Raw genomic sequence first — 21,461 nt, 5'->3', positions numbered from 1 at the left:
GTCGATCCGGCGGCGTCAGGGCGACCGAATTGCTTTAGAGGCTGGGCGGGCCACCCGTTCCGTACCCGGCCCCGCTCATGTTCCGCCGCCTGTTCGACGCGCCCTATCTGCTGCTCACCCTCGTCTCGCTGTTCTGGGCGGGGAACATCGTGATGGGCCGCCATGTCGCCGGGCATGTGCCGCCGGCGAGCCTGGGCTGGATGCGCTGGGCGCTGGCGGTGCTGATTCTCCTGCCCTTCGCGTGGCGGGACATGCGGGCGGACTGGCCGCTGATGCGCCGGCACTGGAAGCTGGTTGGCCTGCTGTCGCTGGCCGGCATCACCGTCTTCAACACCATGCAGTACCATGCACTGGAGTTCACCCCGGCGCTCAACGCCCTGCTGATCCAGTCGACGGGCCCGCTGCTCATCGCCTTCTGGTCGCTCATCCTCAATGGTGAACGGCTCTCAATCGGCCAGGCATGCGGCATCGGCCTGTCGCTGCTCGGTGTGCTCACCATCATCTGCCGGGGCGACCCGGCGGTTCTGGTGAACATCGAGTTCAACGAGGGCGATCTCTGGCTGATCGCCGCGATGATCGTCTATGGCGCCTATTCCTCGCTGCTGGCGCGCCGGCCGGCCTTTTCCCAGCTGGGGTTCCTCGGCTTTCTCCTCACCGTGGGCGTGGTGCTGCTGACCCCGCTTTTCGTCGCCGAGCGTCTGGTGAGCCCTCCGCTCGTCTTTGACGCCAAGGCGCTGACCGCCATCGTCTATGTCGCGCTGTTCCCCTCGGTGCTGGCCTATCTGTTCTTCAACCGCGGCATCCAGCTGGTCGGACCGAACCGTGCCGCGCCGTTCTTTCATCTGATGCCGGTGTTCGGCTCGGCGCTGGCCATCGTGTTTCTGGGCGAGCGCCCGCATCTCTACCACGCGGCGGGCTATGCGCTGGTGCTGGCGGGCGTCGTCATCGCCACGCTGTGGGCGCCGAAGACCGGCCGCCCAAGGGCCGGCTCGGCCTCAGCCGAGCTCGAAGCTGGTGACGCCGAAGAGCGGCTGCAGCGTCGCCGGGCGGAGTGAGCCGCGATACATTCGCGCGGTCTCGAAAACCGGTGAAAGGCCGTGCCGCCGGGCCAGCGCCAGCGCCAGCGCCTCGGCATGAGGCTCCGGTACGTCGAGCACAACAGGCGCCTCCCCCGCCTCTGCGCGCAGCGCCCGAAACAGCACATCCGCCGTCTCCGGATCCTCGGCGATCAGCGGGCCGATCTTCCACCCCGTCCGCGCGGGCCGCACCACGCCCCAGCCTTTGAGACGCCCCGCGCGCATCACCGCCCGCCCGGCATGGCCGGGGGCGGCGATCCAGGCCTTGAGGAAGGCGGCACGGGGCGCGGGAAACACCCGCGCATCGCTGGCCGCCACCTCTTGGAACGGAATTTCCGCGAGATCGACCGTCTCCCCCATCTCCCCCGGCCCCGGCACGCCGGCAAAGCGGATGTTGCGATGGGCGAAGACGAAGCCCTGCCTGATATAATTGGCCTGCTGCGCCGGCACGCCATCGAGCCCGATGGTGCGTTCCCCGGCATGGGCGAGCCCCGCCTGCCAGAGGCGCAGGCCGATGCCCTGCCCGCGCAGGTCCGGCCGCACGATGTAGAAGCCGAGAAAGGCAAAGCGCGCGTCGTAATTGACCACCGAGATCACCGCCGCCGGGGCGCCGTCCACCTCCGCCACCCGAAAGCCATCCGCGTCCACCGTGGCGAAGCAGGCCGCGTCGGCGTGGCCGGGGTTCCAGCCCTCCGCCGCCGCCCACTCCACCGCCAGCCCGATTTCCGCCGTGTTAAGCGCGCGAATGCTTATATCCGCCGGCATTCACTCCTCCTCCGCCCCCGGGAGACGACGATGATCTTCGAGGAAATCGGCCTCGGCATCTCCATGATGCTGCTGGTGATGCTGGTTCATCTGATGGCGACGTATATTCTCATCGACTGCTCCGGCGCCTATGATCAGGTATTCAAGCGTCATCCTCGGATGCGCCTGCTGCTGGCACTCCTCGTCGCCAACGTGCTGCTGCTCGTCGCCCATCTCGTCGAGGTCGGCATCTGGGCCGTCGTCTATGCGGCCAAGGGTCTCGTTTCCGACCACAACGACGCCTATTACTCCGCCTTCGTCAACTACACCGCGCTCGGCTTCGGCGATGCCGGGCAGCAGACCGCGACGCGCCTGATCGGCCCGATGACGGCGGGCAGCGGCATCATGATGTTCGGCTGGACCACCGCGCTGCTGCTGCTGGTCATCCAGCAGCATCTGCCGGAGGTGCGCCGTCCGCCGCGCAAGCGCGCCGTGCACAAGGCCGACGGTGATCACGAGGACGAGGTGCAGGAGGCCACCGGCGCCGCGCCCTCGCCCAAGGTCACGTCATAGAGGTCGGCACCGCTGCCCTTGGTCCACCAGATGTATTTTCCGCCGGCGTAGCGCGCGCCCGAGGCGGCGATGACATTCGACACCACCAGGAACTCGCCCTTGAACGACAGGCTCGCCAGCGCCACCGGCGGCGCGTTGAAATAGCGCGCCGCGACAGGGCCGAAGGCGCCGCAGTCGTAATGCGCCGTGATCGTCTCGGGCGTGGCGCCGGCCGGCAGGGGAATGACGATCTCCCCCGCCCGCGCGGCACCGGGCAGCGCGGCGAGAAAGAGGGCGGCAAGGAAGGCGTTGCGCGTTGTCATGGCCTCACTCCGGCTTTTGGGACGGCTTGTGATGTTCGTGCCAGTGCCGGGCAATGTCGATCCGACGCGGCACCCACACGCGGTCATGCGCGGCGATGTGGTCGAGGAATCGCTGCAGGGCGAGAAACCGCCCCGGCCGCCCGGCCAGCCGGCAATGCAGGCCGACGCTCATCATCTTCGGCGCCTCTTCCCCTTCCGCATAGAGCACGTCGAAACTGTCGCGCAGATAGGCGAAGAACGGCTCGCCATGGTCGAAGCCGGCGGGAATGGCGAAACGCATGTCATTAGCGTCGAGCGTGTAGGGAATGGACAAATGCGGCCCGCGCGGCCCCTCGACCCAGAACGGCAGATCGTCGGAATAGATATCGGAATCATAGAGAAAGCCGCCCTCCTCCATGACGATGCGGCGCGTGTGCTCGGAGGTGCGCCCGGTGTACCAGCCGAGCGGGCGCTCGCCTGTTATCTCGGTGTGCAGGCGCAGCGCGGTGGCGAAATCAGCCTTCTCCGCCTCATAGGAATGGTGGCGGTAGTCGATCCATTTCAGCCCGTGGCTGGCGATTTCCCACTGCGCCTCCTGCATCGCGGCCACCACGTCCGGGTTGCGCGCCAGCGCGGTGGCGACGCCATAGACCGTGACCGGCAGGCCGCGCGAGGTGAACAGCCGCCACAGCCGCCAGAAGCCGGCGCGCGAACCATATTCGTAGATCGACTCCATGTTCATGTGCCGCTGCCCCGGCCAGGGCTGGGCGCCGACGATCTCCGACAGGAACGCCTCGGACGCCGCATCGCCATGGAGAATGCAGTTCTCGCCGCCCTCCTCATAGTTGAGGACGAACTGCACCGCGATGCGCGCCCCGCCCGGCCATTTCGGGTCTGGCGGGGTGCGGCCATAGCCGACCATGTCGCGGGGATAAGGGGAATCGATTCGGAACATGGGGACGGGTCCGGGCCGAGTCGGGAAAGGCGGTTCCACAGGCTAGCCGGTTCAAAGCCGGGGCGGAACCGCCACCGCACCGCATCGCACCGCACAAATCTCGGGCGAGCCTCTCGACAAGCCGATGCCCGGCGGTCTTCATGTCGCCAGGAACTCCCGCACAGATCTCTCGCAAGGTGCCCGATGTCGCTTCCCGATCCCAGCCTGCTGCTCGCCCGCGCTCCCGTGGTTCCCGTCGTCACCGTGCCGAGTGTCGCCGCCGGCGTGAAGCTGGCGCGGGCGCTGGCCGAGGGTGGGCTGCCGCTGATCGAGGTGACGCTGCGCACGCCGGCGGCGCTCGAAGCCATCGCCGCCATCGCCGCCGAGGTGCCGGACGCCATTGTCGGCGCCGGCACGGTGACGCGGCCCGACCTGATCCAGAAATGCATCGATGCCGGCGCCCGCTTCCTCGTCAGCCCCGGCTGCCCGCCGGCGCTGGCGGAGGCGCTGGCCGAGGCGCCGGTGCCTGTTATGCCCGGCTGCGCCACCGCCACCGAGGCGATGGCGCTGCACGCCATGGGCTTTCCGGTGCTGAAGCTGTTCCCGGCCGAGGCGGTGGGCGGCGTCAATCTGCTGAAGTCGCTGGCCGGCCCGCTGCCCGATCTGCGCTTCTGCCCGACCGGTGGCATCGGCCCGGCCAATGTCGGCTCCTACCTCGCCCAGCCCAACGTCCTCGCCGTCGGCGGCTCCTGGGTGGCGCCGAACGATGCGGTGACGATGGGCGACTGGGAACAGATCGTCGCGCTGGCCAAGGCCGCCGCCAAGCTGCACCGGGCTTCCTTCCCGCTCTGAGCGGATCGCACTTGATGCAAAAGGCCCCCGGATCGCTCCGGGGGCCTTTTTCTGTCCCGTCTGACTCGCGCCTCAGAACACGAGCGGCTTGGCCTGCTTCACGGAAGGCAGCTGCTGCACCTTGGCGAGGAGTTCGCCCGGCACCGTGCCGTCCACTTCCACCAGCGCGATGGCATCGCCCCCCTGCCGGTCGCGGCCGAGCGCGAAGGTGGCGATGTTGAGCCCGGCATCGCCGAGCAGGCTGGCGAAGCGGCCGACGAAGCCCGGCTTGTCCTCATTGGTGACGTAGAGCATGGAGGGCGCGAACTCGGCGTCCACCTTGATGCCCTTGATGTCGACGATGCGCGGACGGCCATCGGCGAACACCGTGCCGGAGATGGAGCGCTCCATCTTCTCGGTGATGACGGTGAGCGTGATCAGGCTGTCGTAATCGCCGGCGATCTCGCGGGTGGTCTCCTCCACCACGATGCCGCGCTCCTTGGCGATCGAGGGCGCCGAGACGACATTGATGTCGGCCAGCGCCGGGCGCAGAAGGCCCGCCACCGCCGCCGAGGTCAGCGCCTTGATCTTCAGGCTGGCCACCGCGCCGTCATAGGTGATGCGCACGGTCTGGATGTCGGTGTCGGTCAGCTGGCCGGCGAAGGAGCCGAGCTTTTCCGCCAGCTCGATGAAGGGCTTCAGCTTCGGGGCTTCTTCCGCCGTGATCGAGGGGAAGTTCACCGCGTTGGAGATGGCGCCGCGCAGCAGATAGTCGCTCATCTGCTCGGCCACCTGCAGCGCGACATTCTCCTGCGCCTCGGTGGTGGACGCGCCCAGATGCGGGGTGCAGATCACGTTGGGATGGCCGAACAGCGGGTTTTCAGTCGCCGGCTCGGTGATGAACACGTCGAAGGCCGCGCCCGCGACATGGCCGCTCTCCAGCGCCGCCGCCAGCGCCGCCTCGTCGACCAGCCCGCCGCGCGCGCAGTTGACGATGCGCACGCCCTTCTTCGTCTTGGCGATCGCCTCGGCCGAGAGCACGTTGCGGGTCTTGTCGGTCAGCGGCGTGTGCAGGGTGATGACGTCGGCGCGGGCAAGCAGATCGTCCAGCTCCACCTTCTCGACGCCGATATCTTTGGCGCGCTCAGGCGAGAGGAAGGGATCGAAGGCGATGACCTTCATCTTCAGGCCGATGGCGCGGTCGGCGACGATGGAGCCGATATTGCCGCAGCCGATGATGCCGAGAGTCTTGGCGGTCAGCTCCACGCCCATGAAGCGGTTCTTTTCCCACTTGCCGGCCTGGGTCGAGGCATCGGCGGCGGGGATTTCGCGGGCGAGCGCGAACATCATGGCGATGGCGTGCTCGGCGGTGGTGATGGAATTGCCGAACGGCGTGTTCATCACGATCACGCCCTTGGCGGTGGCGGCCGGGATGTCGACATTGTCGACGCCGATGCCGGCGCGCCCGACCACTTTCAGCCGCGTGGCATTGGCCAGGATCTTCGGCGTCACCTTGGTGGCCGAGCGGATGGCGAGGCCGTCATAATTGCCGATGATCTCGGCCAGCTTGTCCTTGTCCTTGCCCAGCGCCGGCTGGAAATCGACCTCGATGCCGCGATCCTTGAAGATCTGCACGGCGGCGGGGGAAAGCGCGTCGGAAATGAGAACGCGGGGAGCCATGGGCTTCATCCTGTTCGGAAAAGGGGGAACGTCGCCCCGCAGCGCGGGGGAATGGGATGTCCCGCCGCTGGCGGGAGGGGACGACGAAGCGTTCGTCGGGCGCACACACACGGCATCGAAGGCGAGACGCGGCCGGGAGAGGAAGCCATTCGCCATCGAGCCGAAACGTGGCCCCTTCGCCGTCCCCTTGCGTCAGCGGCGGGGACAGGGAGGAAGGGCTCAGGCGGCCTGCTTGAGGCCGGCCTTGGCGCTGGCGAAGGCCCAGTCGAGCCAGGGCAGCAGCGCTTCGAGATCGGACGCCTCGACAGTGGCGCCCGCCCAGATGCGCAGGCCCGCCGGCGCGTCGCGATAGGCGCCGATGTCATAGGCGACGCCGGCCTTTTCCAGCGACGCCGCCAGCGCCTTGGCGAAGGCCGCCTGAGCGTCCGGCGCCAGCGCCCTCACTTCCGCGTCGGCGACGACGAGGCACACGCTGGTATTGGAGCGCGTCTCCGGCACGGTGGCGAGGAAATCGATCCACGGCGTCTTCGCGACATAGTCGGCGAGAACCTTGAAATTGGCGTCCGAGCGCGCCTGCAGGCCCTTGAGCCCGCCGGCCTGCTTCGCCCAGTTCAGCGCATCGATATAGTCCTCGACGCACAGCATGGACGGGGTGTTGATGGTCTCGCCCTCGAACGTGCCCTCGATCAGCTTGCCGCCCTTGGTCAGGCGGAAGATCTTCGGCAGCGGCCAGGCCGGCACATAGCTCTCCAGCCGCTCGACCGCGCGGGGCGAGAGGATCAGCATGCCGTGCGCGCCCTCGCCCCCCAGCACCTTCTGCCAGCTATAGGTGACGACATCGAGCTTGGACCAGTCGAGGTCCTGCGCGAACACCGCCGAGGTGGCGTCGCAGATGGTCAGGCCCTGCCGGTCGGTGGGGATGAAATCGGCGTTCGGCACGCGCACGCCCGAGGTGGTGCCGTTCCAGGTGAACACCACGTCATGGTCGAAATTGATCTGCGCGAGATCCGGCAACTCGCCATAGCCGGCCTTGAGGACGCGGGCGTCCTTGAGCTTGAGCTGCTTGACGACATCCGTCACCCAGCCTTCGCCGAAGCTCTCCCACGCCAGCAGGTCGACCGGGCGGGCGCCGAGCAGCGACCACAGCGCCATCTCGACCGCGCCGGTGTCGGAGGCGGGAACGATGGCGATGCGGTAGTCGGCGGGAATGTCGAGAACTTCGCGGGTGAGGTCGATGGCGAGCTTCAGCTTCGCCTTGCCAACCTTGGCACGGTGCGAGCGACCGAGCGGAGCATCGCTCAAGGCCTCAAGCGTCCAACCGGGACGCTTGGCACAGGGGCCGGACGAAAAATTGGGATTGGCCGGCTTCACAGCCGGCTGCGTGGTAGTCGTCATGATAGCCATCCTTCCAGATGGGAGCCCTTCGGTGGGGAAGGGTAGCCCGAGGAGCGATCTACTCCCGCCGACGGGGAAAGGCAAGCGGCTTTTCAGGCGCGCCATCCACCGGCCTCGCGCGCGGCGCCCCCGCGCCCGGTCGCCGCAACCGCCCGCCACGGCGCACATTTCCCTAGCGTCACGCGCTTTAGCCGTCACACTCATCGCTGCGCGGTTCGCCCTTGCCGGGAGAGCTGCGACGCCGTGCCGGAAGGGCCGTCCACGCTCCTGCCCGGCACTTGAGGGACGCACAGCACCAAGAAGGACACAGGATGAACTCGATCGAATCCCCGAACGATGTCACGACGGAATATAGCGAGCGCGAAGCCGTGGCCGTCTTCGCCTCGGAGGCCGCGCTTCACGCCGCCGTCGATTCGCTGCTGCAGCTCGGCCTCGACGAGAAGGATATGAGCGTTCTGGGCGCGCATGGCGCCTTCTCGCTGAAACCGCTCAGCGTGCGGGAGGACTCCGGCGACGTGCCGCGTGGGGCCTATGTGCCGGCCGATGAGCGGGCGGAAGGCCTGGCCGCGCTGGCCGGCGGGCCCGCTCTGGTCGCGGGCCTGTGCGCGGCGCTGGTGGCCGGCACCGGCGGCGCGGCACTGATTCCCGCCATTGCCGTCACTGCCGGCAGCACGGCGGCCGGCGGCGTGGTCGGCCTGCTTCTCGCCCGCGTGTTCGGGCGCAAGCACGCCGCCTACATCGAGCGCCAGATCGGCGATGGCGGGCTGCTCCTGTGGGTGCACGCGCCCGATGCGGCACGGGATGCGGAAATCGCCGCCATCCTCACCGCCAAGGGCGGCAAGGACGTGCATTTTCACGAGGTCCGGCGCCAGTGGACGCTGCACGCGCTGAACCCCGATCCGCTGCTGCGCCTCTGATCTGCCAGCCCCCACAGCAGACGGGCGGCCCCTTTCGCCGCCCGTTCTTGCTGGCGCGGAATGCCGCGAAGCCGTCGCCGAACCGCCCGCCTGTCCACATTGTGATCGCGTTCCGGCCCCGCGCCTTAACGCGGTCTTAACGTCGACCGACAAGTCTCCTGCGCTGAACCACAGACGAGAGGAGGCTTCCCCCGATGATTGGACGGACCGCCATCGCACTGAGTGTGATGTTCCTTGCCAGCACAGCCGCCATGGCATCAAAGCCGACAGCAATGGGCGAGTACAAGGACTGGAGCGCCTGGCGCTTCAACGCTAACGGCAAGTCGCAATGCTACACGATCAGCACGCCGACCTCGGCCTTGCCGGAGCGGCTCGCCCATGGCGACGTGACGTTCTTCGTTACCGCCCTGCCCGACACCGCGCAGCGCACCGAGGTGAGTTTCCAGACCGGCTACACTTTCGCCAGCGGCTCGCAGGTGGTCGCCAGCATCGGCGACGACAAGTTTACGCTGATGACTGAAGGCAGCAGCGCCTGGCTGCGCCGGGCCGAGCGCGAGCCGGCCTTTCTCGAAGCGCTGCGCGGCGGCAGCCAGATGAACATCAGCGCCACCTCGGCGCGCGGCAACGACACGAGCTACGTGTTCTCGCTCAACGGCGTCACCGCCGCCACCAACCGCATCCTCTCGGGCTGCCGCTGAAAGGCGGACCGGCGCGACAGGGACAAACAGGGAGCAGGAGCGTGAGGAAGAAGGGGGCCACGGCGCTTTTCGTCCTCGCGACCCTGTTTCTGTCCGGCGGTCCGGTGCTCGCCGAGCGCGCGCTTCCCTATTTCGCCACGCTGAGAAACGGGGTGACGAATGTGCGCGTCGGACCGGGCGTCGCCTATCGCGTGCACTGGGTGTTCCATCAGCGCGGCTGGCCGGTCGAGGTGGTCAACCGTTTCGGCAACTGGCGCCGCATCCGTGACAATACCGGCGATGTCGGCTGGGTGCACAGCGCGCTGCTTACGGTGCGCCGGGCGGCGTCGATCCGCACGCGCGACGGTCACAATGTCGCCCTGCGCGCCGCTCCCGACACGGAGGCGGCCATTCGCGCTTATCTCGCGGCCAATGTGCTGGTGCGCCCGAAAAGCTGCACGGGCGGGTGGTGCGCGGTGGAGGTGACCGGCCACGGCCTCGACGGTTTCGTGCAGCAGGCCCGGCTCTGGGGCGTCTATCCCGACGAGAATTTCTGACGGCGTGAGTTTCTGACGACCCGCCTCAGTCGAACAGGTAGCGCACGCCGAGCCGCACCTCATGCGCCGCCTGGCTGATGCCCGACAGCACGCCGCCCAGGTCGGCATTTTCGATGCTGAGATAGCGATAGCCGAGATCGAGCTGCCAGTTTGGCGCCAGCGTCACCGTGCCGCCGGCCATCAACGCCCAGGCGAGGCCCCAGCCCTCGGCATCGGCAACACCCGAGAGCGCGAGATGGCTGGCGCCAAGGCCCGCCCCGACATAGGGGGTGAGCCCGTGCCAGGTGCCGAGATCGAGATAGAGATTGGCCAGAAGCGTGGTCGCGCTAGCTTCGCCGCGCCACCCGCGCGCGGAAAAATCCGCCGGGCTGCGGTAATCGGCCGTGAGGTCGACCCGCACCAGATCGCTGAGCCGCGCGCCGACACCGAGGCCGAACACGCCGGCATCGTCGAGAGGCAGATGGCCCGCCCCCCCGGTATCGGCCGCGCCATTGAAGACGTAGCCGATATCGCCGCGCAGATACCAGAAGCGGGATTCCTCGATCTCAGGCGCGAGAGCCAGCAAATCGTCGGCAAACAGGTCGTCGGCGCCCTTGGCGTCGATCGGGTCCGCCGCCCGCGCCACGCCGCCGGCGCCGAGCAGCATCACGGCCAGCGCCGCCGCCAGCAGCCGGCTTTTCCCGCGCAGGCCCGCCCCACGCCTCAACGCCCCGAAATCACGCATGCAACCATCCCGGATGAGCCGGGAGATTCCCGGCGCTCTTCGACGGCTGCACTGTGCCCGCGAGTGATTAAGAGGGGCTTAACCTTAACGCTTAACCTTGATTACCTCCGGCAAACCGAAGGTTCTGCCGTCAGGCAAGCCCGAAAGGCTTTGCCTCAGGCGGACCCCTTGGTCCTGCCTCAGGCCAACCGCAGGTTCTGCCGCCCCCCAGCGTCATCCCGGACGGGCCGCAGGCCCTGTCCGGGATCGCTAACCCATTCCGGCGCGCGATCCCGGCTCTCCGCCTACGGCGGCAGCCGGGATGACGGGGCCTCGGCCAACCGCCGCCTCAGCCCATGCGGGCGGCGCGGGCGCTGGCTTCCAGATGCGGCACCAGCGCCGGGTCGAGCTTCAGCGCCGTCGCCAGCCGGGCGAGAAACACCCGCTCCGAGGTGGTGTCGGCGTCAATGGCGAGCAGCGCGGTCATGTAGATTTCCGCCCCCTGCTCCGGCGAGGAGGCCGCGCCGGCCAGCGCCTCGGGCGTCGCTGGCGCCCCAAGCTCCGCCGTAAGGAACCGCTCGGCCTCGTCGAGCTGGGACCCGCCCAGCTTGGTGGAGATGGCGGCGCGCTCAGCCTCGTCGACATGGCCGTCGGCGAGCGAGGCGGCGATCATGGTGCGCAGCAGCGTCACATCGAAATGGCTGCGCTCGGCCTGCGCCGGGTGGAAGGGCGACTGCGCCGGGGGAAGCTGCGTCGGCACCGGCTCGGCCGCCGTCTGCTGTGGCTGCTGGCCCTGCTGGTAGTTCTGGTAGGCCTTGTAGGCGAGCGTGCCGACCAGGGCGAGGCCGCCGAGCTTCATGGCGCTGCCGGCCATTTTGCGCCCGCCCTTGCTGCCGAGCACCAGCGACACCAGCGCGCCGGCCGCCGCGCCCGAGGCGAGCGAGCCGCCATTGTTGCCGAGATAGTCCTTGGCCCGTCCCATCAGGTCGCCCGCGCCGGACGAGGCTGCGCCCGCGCCGGGGGGCTGGGCGTTGGCGCTGCCGGTGAGGCCGGAAAGGCCGCCCGTCAGCCCGCCGAGCAGTCCACCCAGCGGGTTCTGCGTCGCGGGAACACCGCCCTGCGTGCCCGCCTGCGGCGTGAGGAACTGGTCGAGCAGCCGCTTGGCGTCGAAACTACCGCTGTTGAACATGGTGCATCCCGTGTTGCTGTCTGCGCTGGGAGGTAGGGAGCGATCATGGCTTCCGCAAGGAAACCCGCTCTACGCCCATCACCAGCGCGTGAACGCTGCGGGGGGCTTCGGCTCGCACGCGGCGATGTCGCATCCAATGTCGCATCTGTTCAACGCCAGCGCCGAAACAATGCTCGCCTTGCACCGGGCGCCGCGCAACGATGCGTCTCAGGTTCACGGCGGTCCGCGCACCGCAGGCGTCTATTTTCCGTCGGAGGCGAATGTGCAGAAATTCTCCGGCTTCGAGCTGTTCCGCCGCGCCTTTGGCGGCCACAAGAGCTGGCAGCCCCAGTGGCGCAATCCCGAGCCGAAGGCCGAATACGATGTCATCATCGTCGGCGCCGGCGGGCATGGGCTGGCGGCGGCCTATTACCTCGCCAAGGAACACGGCATCGCCAATGTCGCGGTGATCGAGCGCGGCTGGCTCGGCGGCGGCAATACCGGGCGCAACACCACCATCGTGCGCTCGAACTACCTCTTCGACGAAAGCGCCGCGCTGTACGAACACGCCGTGAAGCTGTGGGAGGGCCTGTCGCAGGACCTCAACTACAACGTGATGTATTCGGCGCGCGGCGTGCTCATGCTGGCGCACAATCATCATGACGAGATCAGCTTCAAGCGCCATGTCCACGCCAACCGTCTGAACGGCGTCGACAATGAATGGCTGAATGCCGAGCAGGTGAAGGAATTCTGCCCGCCGCTCAACATCAAGAGCATGCGCTATCCCATCATCGGCGGCGCGCTGCAGCGGCGTGGCGGCACCGCCCGCCACGACGCGGTGGCCTGGGGCTATGCCCGCGCGGCGGATTCGCGCGGCGTCGACATCATCCAGAACTGTGAAGTCACCGGCATCCGCCGCAACGCCGCCGGCGCGGTGGAAGGGGTGGAAACCTCGCGCGGCTTCATCCGGGCGAAGAAGGTTGGCGTGTCCGCCGCCGGCCACACCAGCGTCGTCATGGCGATGGCCGGGCTGCGCATGCCGCTGGAGAGCTATCCGCTGCAGGCGCTGGTGTCCGAGCCGGTGAAGCCCGCCTTCCCCACCGTTGTCATGAGCAACACCATCCACGCCTATATCTCGCAATCCGACAAGGGCGAGATGGTGATCGGCGCCGGCACCGACGCCTACACCTCCTATTCCCAGCGCGGCGCGCTGCACATCGCCTCGCACACGCTGGACGCCATCTGCGAGCTGGTGCCGCAGTTCCGGCGCCTGCGCATGCTGCGCAACTGGGGCGGCATCGTGGACGTGACGCCCGACCGCTCGCCGATCATCGCGAAAACCCCGGTGCCGGGCCTCTATGTGAATTGCGGCTGGGGCACCGGCGGCTTCAAGGCGACCCCGGGCTCGGGCCATGTCTTCGCCCACACCATTGCGAAGGACGCCCCGCACGCCATCAACGCGCCCTTCACGCTGGAGCGTTTCCGCGATGGTTTCCTGATCGACGAAGCGGCCGCCGCCGCCGTCGCGCATTGAGGGGGGCCGCGATGACACCCTCGCCCGCGACCATCCTTCGAGGCCCGGCGTGCCGCCGGGCGCCTCAGGATGACGGCGCTCTCTGTCTTTCCGAACAACATCATCCTGAGGTGCCGCCGCAGGCGGCCTCGAAGGATGCTCGCTCACGCGCGCTGAGGATCTGAGCCATGCTCATCATCACCTGCCCCTGGTGCGGCGCCCGGCCGGAAGTCGAATTCCGCTATGGCGGCGAGGCGCATATCGCCCGCCCGGCCGACCCCTCCGCCCTCACCGACCAGGAATGGGCGGATTTCCTCTACAACCGCACCAATCCCAAGGGCCTGCACGCCGAGCGCTGGCGCCACATCCATGGCTGCGGCCGCTATTTCAACGCGCTGCGCGACACGGTGAGCGACTTCTTCGTCACCACCTACAAGGCCGGCGAGCCGCGCCCGGACGTCGAGGGGAGCGGGTCATGAGCCGTTTCCATCTCCTTCCCCCTCTCCCCGTCGGGGAGAGGGCCGGGGTGAAGGGCCTTCTCTTCGCTGCCGCCGCCTTCCCCCTCACCCGCCGCTGCGCGGCGACCTCTCCCCGCCGGGGAGAGGTGGACACCGCCCGAGGGTCCGCGACATGACCAACCGCTTCCGCACCGCCTCGGGCGGGCGCATCGATCGCGCCGCGCCACTGTCCTTCCGCTTCGACGGCCAGACCTTCTCGGGCTTCAAGGGCGACACGCTGGCCTCGGCGCTCATCGCCAATGGCGTGCACCTCGTCGGGCGCTCGTTCAAATATCACCGCCCGCGCGGCTTCCTCTCCGCCGGCTCGGACGAGCCGAACGCGCTGGTCAATGTCGCCCGCGACGCCGCCCGCGCCGCGCCGAATCTGCGCGCCACCCAGGTGGAACTGCATGAGGGGCTGAAGGCGCAGAGCCAGAACCGCTGGCCCTCGCTCTCCTTTGACGCCGGCGCGGTCAACGACCTCGCCTCGCCCTTCCTGCCCTCGGGCTTCTACTACAAGACCTTCATGTGGCCGGCCGGGGCGTGGAAGCGCTTCTACGAGCCGAAGATCCGCGCCATGGCCGGGCTCGGCGTCGCCCCTGAGCTGCCCGACCCGGACCGCTACACCCAGAACCACGCCCATTGCGACGTGCTCGTGGTCGGCGCCGGCCCGGCCGGCCTTGCCGCCGCGCTGGCCGCCGCCGAGAGCGGGGCAAAGGTGATCCTGTGCGACGAGCAGGCGGAACTCGGCGGCTCGCTGCTCTCGGAAGTCTCGGCCACCATCGAGGGGCAGCCCGCCGCCGGCTGGCTCGCGGCGACGCTGGCGAATCTGGCGGCGCGCGACAACGTCACGCTGATGCCGCGCACCACTGCCTTCGGCTATTTCCCGCACAACCTCATCGCGCTGGCCGAGCGCGTCACCGATCATCTCGCCACCCCCGGCGCCGCCCTGCCGCGCGAGCGGCTGTGGCAGGTGCGGGCTCGGGAAGTGGTGCTCGCCGCCGGCGCGCTGGAGCGCCCGCTGGTGTTCCCCGAGAATGACCGGCCCGGCGTGCTGCTGGCCGATTCCGCCCGCATTTATGCCAACCGCTATGGCGCCAAGGTCGGCGAGCGCGCGGTGATCTTCACCGCCTGCGATGCCGGCTACCGCGCCGCGCTTGATCTCAAGGGCGCCGGCGTCAGCATCGCCGCCATCGCTGATCTGCGCACTGAGGTCTCCGGCGAACTCCCCGCCCGGGCGCTCGCGGCGGGTATCGATGTGCGCCCCTCCACCGTGCTTGTGGGCACCAAGGGCCGGCTGCGGGTCTCCTCCGCCCAGCTCGCCAAGGTGAAGAATGGCCAGGTCGGCCCCGCCGAGACGATTGCCTGCGACAGCGTGCTGATATCAGGCGGCTTCACGCCGAGCGTGCACCTGTTCTCGCAGTCGCGCGGCAAGCTGGTCTGGGACGGCGCCGCCGGCGCCTATCTCCCCGGCACCTCGGTGGAGCGCGAGCGCTCCGCCGGCGCCTGCCGGGGCATCCATGGCCTGCAGCGCGTGCTGGAAGACGGCTATGCCCAGGGTGAGGCGGCCGCCCTCGCCGCCCGCGACCATACCTCCCCCGCGCGCGGCGCCACCCCGGCCCCGGCCACACCCTCGCGCGCCTTCGCGGCAAACGCGGAAGATCTCGGCAGCGCCGGCTTCATCGGCGCCACCCCGCACGGGCGCAACCCGGCGCTGGCCAAGGCCTTTGTCGACTGGCAGAACGACGTCACATCGAAGGATATCCTGCTCGCCACACGCGAGGGCATGCGCTCGATCGAGCATGTGAAGCGCTACACCACCACGGGCATGGCGACCGACCAGGGCAAGACGTCGAACATGAACACCCTCGGCATCGTGTCCGAGGCGCTTGATACGCCGGTGCCGAAGATCGGGCTCACCACCTTCCGCCCGCCCTTCACCCCCACCACCTTCGGCATCTTCGCCGGGGCGGCGCGCGGCGATGTGTTCGATCCGCTGCGCAAGACCGCCATTCACGACTGGGCCGCCGCGCAGGGCGCGGCCTTCGAGGATGTCGGCAACTGGAAGCGCGCGCATTACTTCCCCCGTCCGGGCGAAGACATGCACGCCGCCGTCGCCCGCGAATGCAAGGCGGTGCGCGCCAGCGTCGGCATGTTCGACGCCTCCACCCTCGGCAAGATCGAGATCGTCGGCCCGGATGCCGCCGAGTTCATGAACCGCATCTACACCAATGCCTGGGCCAAACTGGAGCCCGGCCGGCTGCGCTACGGCGTCATGCTGCGCGAGGACGGCTTCGTGATGGATGACGGCGTCGTCGGCCGCATGTCGGCAGACCGCTTCCATGTCACCACAACCACGGGCGGCGCCCCGCGCGTGCTGGCGCATATGGAGGACTACCTCCAGACCGAATGGCCGGATCTCGATGTGTGGCTCACCTCCACGACAGAGCAATGGTCGGTCATCGCCGTGCAGGGTCCCAAGGCCCGCGAGGTGATCGCCCCGCTGATCGAGGGCATCGACCTCTCCAAGGAGGCCTTCCCGCATATGTGCGTGCGCGAGGGCACCATTCTCGGCGTGCCAACGCGGCTGTTCAGCGTCTCCTTCACCGGCGAGCTCGGCTTCGAGATCAACGTGCCCTCCGCCTATGGCCGGGCGGTATGGGAAGCGGTCTATGCCGCCGGCGAGCGTTTCGGCATCACCCCCTACGGTACCGAAACCATGCATGTGCTGCGCGCCGAGAAGGGCTACATCATCGTCGGCCAGGAGACGGACGGCACCGCGACGCCGGACGACGCCAATCTCGGCTGGGCGGTCGGCAAGGCGAAGAAGGATTTCGTCGGCAAGCGCTCGCTCGCCCGCGACGCCATGTCGGCGCCGGATCGCCGGCAGCTGGTCGGGCTGAAGACCACCGACCCGAAGGTGGTGCTGGAGGAAGGCGCGCAGATCGTCACTGATCCTGCCGCCCCGGTGCCGGTGCCGATGCTCGGCTTCGTCACCTCCTCCTATCACAGCGCCGTTCTCGGCCGCTCCATCGCGCTGGCCATGGTCAAGGGCGGGCGCGCCCGTATCGGCCAGAAGCTCATGGTGCCGATGCCGACCCACGCCATCGAGGTCGAGGTGGTCGAGCCGGTCTTCTACGATCCCAAGGGGGAACGCCTCAATGGTTGAGAGCCCGTCCGTGACCATGCCCCTCGCCCCCGCAAACCCTCTCACCGCAAGCCCTCTTACAGCGCTCGCCGCCGTCGCGCGCGATGTCGCATCCGCGCGACTTGTCGCGCTCGGCGACGCCGCCCGGCTGGTGTTTCGCGGCCGCGAGGCGGCGGTCGGCCCGGCGGGGGAAGCCTTCGGCGTCGCCCTGCCGCGCGAGGCCTGCCGCTTCAATGCCGCCGGCGGCCGCTTCGCCTTCTGGCTCGGCCCGGATGAGTGGCTGCTGCTGGTGCCCGATGCCGAGGCCGCCCCGCTCTTCGGCGCGATCGAGGCCGCCACAACAGGCCTGCCGCACGCGCTGGTCGATGTCTCGGCCCGCAGCGTCGGCATTGAGGTGGCGGGCGAAAAGGCCGCCTTCGTGCTGAACCAGGGCAACCCGCTGGACCTGTCGCTGGCGGCGTTCCCCGTCGGCATGTGCACCCGCACCGTGTTCCACAAGGCGGAAATCGTGCTGGTGCGTCATGCTCCGGACGTGTTCCACATTGATGTCTGGCGCTCCTTCGCGCCCTATGTCTGGGAACTGCTGGAAGACGCCCGCCGCGAGCTGGCCTGAGTTTTGCCGAAAGCCCGGCAGCGTTGACCGAGCGACGACGAAGCCGAGACGCAGGTTTTCTCCTTGGTCCCGGCGCGGCGCTTGCGCTTCGCCTCCGCTGGGCCGGGACACGAAAGACGAGCTGACCGACCCGGTGTCCCGGCCAAGCGGCACCCTGTGCAGCGCTGAGCCGGGACCCAACAAAGACTCTGCGGCCTTATCGTCCCACCGGGTTAAACGTCCATGATCAGCGCCTTCGAGCTCTTCAAGATCGGCATCGGCCCGTCCTCCTCGCACACGGTGGGGCCGATGCTGGCCGCCCTGCGCTTTGCCGAGACGCTGGCGGCGGAGGGCGCGCTGGCTCGCACCGCGCGGGTCGAGGTGACGCTCTATGGCTCGCTCGCCTGGACCGGCAAGGGCCATGGCACCGACAAGGCTGTCATGCTCGGCCTCGCCGGCAACCACCCGCGCAATGTCGACCCCGACCAGGCGGAGGCGCTCATTGCCGGCGTGGCGGAAGAGCGCCGTCTGCCGCTCGGCGGCACCCATGGCATCGGCTTCGAGGCCGCCCGCGACATCGTCTTCGATGGCGTCTCGCCCACCCCGCAGCACCCGAACACGCTGGCCTTCCGCGCCTTCGCCGGCGATGGCGGGCTGCTCAATGAGGCGCGCTGGTGCTCCATCGGCGGCGGCTTCGTCGTGCCTGAGCACGAGGTCGGCCAGCCGCCCGCGCCGGACGAATTCGCCCTGCCCTATCCCTTCCGCAACGCCCGCGAGCTGCTGGCCTATGCCGCGCGTGAAAAACGCTCCATCGCCGAGCTTGTCCTCGCCAATGAGCACGTCCGCCGCCCGCCGGCCGAGGTGGAGGCACGTCTCGACGGTGTGGTCGAGGCGATGATGGCCTGCATCGATCGCGGCCTTGCCACCTCGGGCGAACTGCCCGGCGGGCTGCAGGTGAAGCGCCGGGCCAAGGCGATCCGCGACGCCCTCATTGCCCGCAACGCCCCCACCCCGCACGAGATCATGGACTGGGTGAGCCTCTACGCCATCGCGGTGAACGAGGAGAACGCCGCCGGCGGGCGCGTCGTCACCGCCCCCACCAATGGCGCGGCCGGCGTCGTGCCGGCAACGCTGCGCTACTATCGCGACCATTGCCCCGGCGCGAACCGGGAGGGGCTGCATGTGTTCCTGCTCACCGCCACCGCCATCGGCGCGCTGTTCAAGATCAACGCCTCGATCTCAGGCGCCGAGGTCGGCTGCCAGGGCGAGGTCGGGGTGGCCTGCTCGATGGCGGCGGGCGGGCTCGCCGCCGCGCTGGGCGGCACGCCGGCGCAGGTGGAGAACGCCGCCGAGATCGGAATGGAGCATCACCTCGGCATGACCTGCGACCCCATTGGCGGGCTGGTGCAGGTGCCCTGCATCGAGCGCAACGCTTTTGGCGCCATCAGCGCGGTCAACGCCGCCTCGCTGGCGCTGCATGGCGACGGCACCCACATCGTCTCGCTGGACAAGGTCATCGTCACCATGCGCGAGACCGGCCGCGACATGGCCTCGAAATACAAGGAAACCTCGCTGGGCGGCCTCGCCGTGAACCTGCCGGAATGCTGAACGCAGGTGACGCGAACGGGCATCTGCAACCCCCTTGCTACCTGAGGCCGCAAATTTGCTATGCTACCTGCAGGAGCAGGCCATGAACCAGCAGCGACCCACCTCTCCCGGCATGACGCCCCCCGCGCACGCGGCGGCGCCGGCGCTGAATGTCGGCTTCATCCTCGCCGACAATTTCACCCTCTCCGCCTTTTCGCTGATCGTCGATCAGCTTCGCCTCGCCGCCGATGATGGCGACCGCTCGCGCCCCATCCTCGCCCGCTGGCAGGTGATGTCGTCGCACCCCGAGCCGATCCGCGCCAGCTGCGGTATCACCGTGGCGCCCTCCGGCCCGTTCACCGACCCGGCGAATTTCGCCTATATCATCGTCGTCGGCGGCCTGCTGCATGGCGGCCAGCAGCTCGACGAGGAGAGCATCGCCTATTTGAAGCGCGCCGCCCGTGCCGGCGTGCCGCTGGTCGGCGTGTGCACCGGCAGCTTCGTGCTGGCCCGCGCCGGGCTGATGACCGGGCGGCGCTGCTGCGTCTCCTGGTATCACTATCAGGACTTCATGGAGGAATTCCCCCACCACACCCCGGTGGCGGACCGGCTCTATGTCATCGATGGCGACCGCATCACCTGTGCCGGCGGCGGCGGCGCGGCCGATCTCGCCACCGCACTGGTGGAGAAGTTCCTCGGCCGCTCCATCGCCCAGAAAAGCCGCCACGTGCTGCTGCTGGACCGCCAGCGCCCCGGCACCGAATCCCAGCCGCACCCGCCGATCGCCGATCTGGTGGCGGACGACCGCGTGCGCCGGGCGCTGCTGATGATGGAGCAGCACCTCGCGGACCCGCTCCCCATTGCCGACATCGCCCGCCGGCTGCAGCTCTCCACCCGGCAGCTGGAACGCCTGTTCCAGACCGTGATGGGCCAGCGCCCGGCGGAGTTCTACCGGCGGCTGCGGCTGCGCTATGCCCGCTTCCTGCTCGACACGACAGGCCGCTCGGTGACCGACATCGCGCTGGAGGCCGGCTTTTCCGACTGCGCGCATTTCTCCCGCCAGTTCAAGGCGCAGCACGGCTTCACCCCGTCTGATGCCCGCGCCCGCGCCCCGGTGGCGGTGCAGAGCATGGCGGCGCAGCGGCTGTTCGAGTAGCGCGCGCTTACTAAATGCCGGTCTCGGTCGGGCTCGCATTGCCCTTCATCAGGATCGGCCCGGTCGGGCGCCCGGTGGGCGAGCCGCCCGCCGGCTCCAGCGTCACCTCATAGAGCTGCGCGGCGGCGGGGCGCGGCAGGCCCTCGACGCTCAGTTCCACATTGCGCATCGCCTCCAAGAGGCCGACCGAGACCGGCCCGCGCTCTCGGTCCCACAGCGTCCACACCTGCAGCGACTTGCCTTCCGGCGCCTTGAGCGCGCTCAGCGCCAACAGCTCGGTGCGCCCGTCGCGGAAGGCGTTGACCACCGCCGCCGGCTGGTTCTGGTCCGAGAGCAGCACCGCCACCAGCACCGGCGCCTGCGCCGCCTGCCGCGCCAGCTGCGCCGTGCCGATCGCGAGCAGCACCAACGCGGCCGAGGCCGCCAGACCGTAGCCGCGCCACAGGCTGAGACTCTCCCACCATGTCGCCAGCCGCGAGGGGCGAGCGGGCGTCGGGCGCGCCGCCTTCGGTGCCGGCACCGCCAGCGCCGCCTCGATGCGCGGCCACAGCGCCGGATCGGGCGTCACCGGGGCGGCAGTGGCATCCAATTCGGCGAGGCGCGCCCGCCACAATTCCACCTGCACGGCGAGCCCGGCATCGCGCGCCAGCCTTTCCTCGCAGCGGCGCATTTCCTCCGCATCGAGCAGGCCGAGCACATATTCGCTCGCCAGCCGGTCGCGCTCATCCGCGCTCATGTCATGCACTCCCGCAGGGTGAGCAGGCTGCGGCGGATCCAGGCCTTGGCGGTGCCGAGCGGCACGCCGAGCCTTCCCGCCAGCTCGCCATGGGTCAGCCCGCGCATATAGGCGAGCAGGATCGCCCGTCGCCGCGCCGGCTCCAGCCGGTCGAGGCAGCGCCTGAGCGCGCTGGCCTCGGAGAGCGCCATGACCAGCGTCTCGGCGTCGGCTTCCTCGCTGGCCGGCTCGATCGCCTCGAAATCGCCGACCAGCTCCATCCGCCCCTCGCCGCGCAGCACATTCAGCGCGGTGTTGCGCAGGATGGCGAAGGCCCAGGAGGTCGGCCGGCCGCGCGCCGCATCGAAGCTGTCGGCCTTGTCCCAGATCCGCAGAAAGGTGTCGTGCACCACCTCGTCGGCGAGATCGCGCCGGCGCAGCATGCGCAGCGCGACGCCGGTCATCTTTGGCGCCAGCCGGTCATAGAGAAGCTGCAGCCCGGCGCGATCCCCGCGCGCGCAGCCATGGAGCGCCTCGGCGAGGTCGTCCTCGGTGGCGCCCTCGAGCGTGGGCAGCAGGGTCGTCATCGGGCGGCTCCCGCAAAGTAAGGCTTGGTACTCTTACGCGACACCGGCGGTTTCGGATGCAACGGCAAGAGATTTTTTCGCGCCTTGCTGCATCCGCCGGCGATTCCCGTGTGTAGCCGCTCTGTCCCAG

At 69.0% G+C, this 21,461-nt stretch carries 21 protein-coding genes; 12 read left to right on the top strand and 9 right to left on the bottom strand.

Annotated elements, in window-relative coordinates; all coding sequences use genetic code 11:
- Positions 1-77 precede the first annotated feature (77 nt).
- On the top strand, positions 78-1,055 hold the full coding sequence (locus tag J2S76_RS14885) for a DMT family transporter (RefSeq protein ID WP_307061464.1): 978 nt from the start codon (positions 78-80) through the stop codon (positions 1,053-1,055).
- Here the strand turns inward: J2S76_RS14885 and J2S76_RS14880 are convergent.
- Entirely contained in the window at positions 996-1,841 is an 846-nt protein-coding gene (locus J2S76_RS14880) for a GNAT family N-acetyltransferase (RefSeq protein WP_307061462.1), read from the bottom strand. The genes J2S76_RS14885 and J2S76_RS14880 overlap by 60 nt on opposite strands.
- 30 nt (positions 1,842-1,871) lie before the next feature.
- Here J2S76_RS14880 and J2S76_RS14875 point away from each other — a divergent pair, with 30 nt between their 5' ends.
- Positions 1,872-2,393: an ion channel gene (locus J2S76_RS14875; protein WP_307061460.1), complete on the top strand. Its 522-nt coding sequence runs from the start codon at positions 1,872-1,874 to the stop codon at positions 2,391-2,393.
- Here J2S76_RS14875 and J2S76_RS14870 read toward each other — a convergent pair.
- Positions 2,333-2,695: an MliC family protein gene (locus J2S76_RS14870; protein WP_307061458.1), complete on the bottom strand. Its 363-nt coding sequence runs from the start codon at positions 2,693-2,695 to the stop codon at positions 2,333-2,335. The two genes, J2S76_RS14875 and J2S76_RS14870, sit on opposite strands and share 61 nt — an antisense overlap.
- Positions 2,696-2,699: 4 nt before the next feature.
- Positions 2,700-3,629 carry an allantoinase PuuE gene (gene puuE, locus J2S76_RS14865; protein WP_307061456.1) on the bottom strand — a complete coding sequence of 310 codons (930 nt, stop codon included), beginning with the start codon at positions 3,627-3,629 and terminating at the stop codon, positions 2,700-2,702.
- Positions 3,630-3,812: 183 nt separating this feature from the next.
- Here puuE and eda point away from each other — a divergent pair, with 183 nt between their 5' ends.
- Entirely contained in the window at positions 3,813-4,460 is a 648-nt protein-coding gene (eda, locus tag J2S76_RS14860) for a bifunctional 4-hydroxy-2-oxoglutarate aldolase/2-dehydro-3-deoxy-phosphogluconate aldolase (protein ID WP_018387652.1), read from the top strand.
- A 72-nt stretch (positions 4,461-4,532) separates the two neighbouring features.
- On the opposite strand, the gene serA is transcribed toward eda, so the two are convergent.
- The gene (gene serA, locus J2S76_RS14855) at positions 4,533-6,119 is read right to left on the bottom strand and encodes a phosphoglycerate dehydrogenase (protein WP_307061453.1); all 1,587 of its coding nucleotides are present in this window, start codon (positions 6,117-6,119) and stop codon (positions 4,533-4,535) included.
- A 219-nt stretch (positions 6,120-6,338) separates the two neighbouring features.
- Positions 6,339-7,514, bottom strand: coding sequence for a phosphoserine transaminase (locus J2S76_RS14850; protein ID WP_307061452.1), 1,176 nt, complete (start codon positions 7,512-7,514; stop codon positions 6,339-6,341).
- A gap of 311 nt (positions 7,515-7,825) precedes the next feature.
- Between J2S76_RS14850 and J2S76_RS14845 the strand changes: the two genes are divergently transcribed.
- From J2S76_RS14845 to J2S76_RS14835, 3 genes are all read left to right on the top strand, one after another.
- Complete coding sequence (locus J2S76_RS14845; protein ID WP_307061450.1) at positions 7,826-8,431, top strand: hypothetical protein; 606 nt, start codon at positions 7,826-7,828, stop codon at positions 8,429-8,431.
- Between the two features lie 194 nt (positions 8,432-8,625).
- A complete protein-coding gene (locus J2S76_RS14840; RefSeq protein WP_307061448.1) occupies positions 8,626-9,129 on the top strand; it encodes an invasion associated locus B family protein in 504 nt (167 codons plus the stop codon).
- Positions 9,130-9,170: 41 nt separating this feature from the next.
- Positions 9,171-9,665 carry an SH3 domain-containing protein gene (locus J2S76_RS14835; RefSeq protein WP_307061446.1) on the top strand — a complete coding sequence of 165 codons (495 nt, stop codon included), beginning with the start codon at positions 9,171-9,173 and terminating at the stop codon, positions 9,663-9,665.
- Between the two features lie 25 nt (positions 9,666-9,690).
- On the opposite strand, the gene J2S76_RS14830 is transcribed toward J2S76_RS14835, so the two are convergent.
- Together J2S76_RS14830 and J2S76_RS14825 are read right to left on the bottom strand one after the other, a co-directional pair.
- Positions 9,691-10,389 (bottom strand): outer membrane protein, encoded by a 699-nt coding sequence (locus J2S76_RS14830; RefSeq protein WP_307061444.1) that lies wholly within the window; start codon positions 10,387-10,389, stop codon positions 9,691-9,693.
- Positions 10,390-10,717: 328 nt separating this feature from the next.
- Positions 10,718-11,557, bottom strand: a complete 840-nt coding sequence (locus J2S76_RS14825) for a tellurite resistance TerB family protein (protein ID WP_307061442.1) — start codon at positions 11,555-11,557, stop codon at positions 10,718-10,720.
- A gap of 262 nt (positions 11,558-11,819) precedes the next feature.
- On the opposite strand from J2S76_RS14825, the gene J2S76_RS14820 reads away from it, so the two are divergent.
- The 6 genes from J2S76_RS14820 to J2S76_RS14795 all read left to right on the top strand — a co-directional run bounded on the left by J2S76_RS14820 (position 11,820) and on the right by J2S76_RS14795 (position 20,029).
- Positions 11,820-13,070 (top strand): sarcosine oxidase subunit beta family protein, encoded by a 1,251-nt coding sequence (locus tag J2S76_RS14820; RefSeq protein ID WP_307061440.1) that lies wholly within the window; start codon positions 11,820-11,822, stop codon positions 13,068-13,070.
- Between the two features lie 167 nt (positions 13,071-13,237).
- Positions 13,238-13,528, top strand: a complete 291-nt coding sequence (locus tag J2S76_RS14815) for a sarcosine oxidase subunit delta (protein WP_307061438.1) — start codon at positions 13,238-13,240, stop codon at positions 13,526-13,528.
- Positions 13,529-13,679: 151 nt separating this feature from the next.
- Complete coding sequence (locus J2S76_RS14810) at positions 13,680-16,715, top strand: sarcosine oxidase subunit alpha family protein (protein ID WP_307061436.1); 3,036 nt, start codon at positions 13,680-13,682, stop codon at positions 16,713-16,715.
- A gap of 16 nt (positions 16,716-16,731) precedes the next feature.
- Positions 16,732-17,307 carry a sarcosine oxidase subunit gamma gene (locus J2S76_RS14805; RefSeq protein ID WP_307061578.1) on the top strand — a complete coding sequence of 192 codons (576 nt, stop codon included), beginning with the start codon at positions 16,732-16,734 and terminating at the stop codon, positions 17,305-17,307.
- 222 nt (positions 17,308-17,529) lie between these two features.
- Positions 17,530-18,894, top strand: coding sequence for an L-serine ammonia-lyase (locus tag J2S76_RS14800; protein WP_307061434.1), 1,365 nt, complete (start codon positions 17,530-17,532; stop codon positions 18,892-18,894).
- Between the two features lie 82 nt (positions 18,895-18,976).
- Positions 18,977-20,029, top strand: a complete 1,053-nt coding sequence (locus tag J2S76_RS14795) for a GlxA family transcriptional regulator (protein WP_307061432.1) — start codon at positions 18,977-18,979, stop codon at positions 20,027-20,029.
- Between the two features lie 10 nt (positions 20,030-20,039).
- Here J2S76_RS14795 and J2S76_RS14790 read toward each other — a convergent pair whose 3' ends face one another.
- Both J2S76_RS14790 and J2S76_RS14785 read right to left on the bottom strand, forming a co-directional pair.
- A complete protein-coding gene (locus J2S76_RS14790) occupies positions 20,040-20,765 on the bottom strand; it encodes an anti-sigma factor (protein ID WP_307061430.1) in 726 nt (241 codons plus the stop codon).
- Positions 20,762-21,331 carry a sigma-70 family RNA polymerase sigma factor gene (locus J2S76_RS14785; protein WP_307061428.1) on the bottom strand — a complete coding sequence of 190 codons (570 nt, stop codon included), beginning with the start codon at positions 21,329-21,331 and terminating at the stop codon, positions 20,762-20,764. The genes J2S76_RS14790 and J2S76_RS14785 overlap by 4 nt, the downstream gene beginning before the upstream one ends.
- Positions 21,332-21,461 lie beyond the last annotated feature (130 nt).

Origin of the sequence: Ancylobacter vacuolatus (assembly GCF_030813595.1) — a bacterium.
Lineage (GTDB): Bacteria > Pseudomonadota > Alphaproteobacteria > Rhizobiales > Xanthobacteraceae > Ancylobacter > Ancylobacter vacuolatus.
This window is presented reverse-complemented; position numbering and strand designations above follow the sequence as displayed.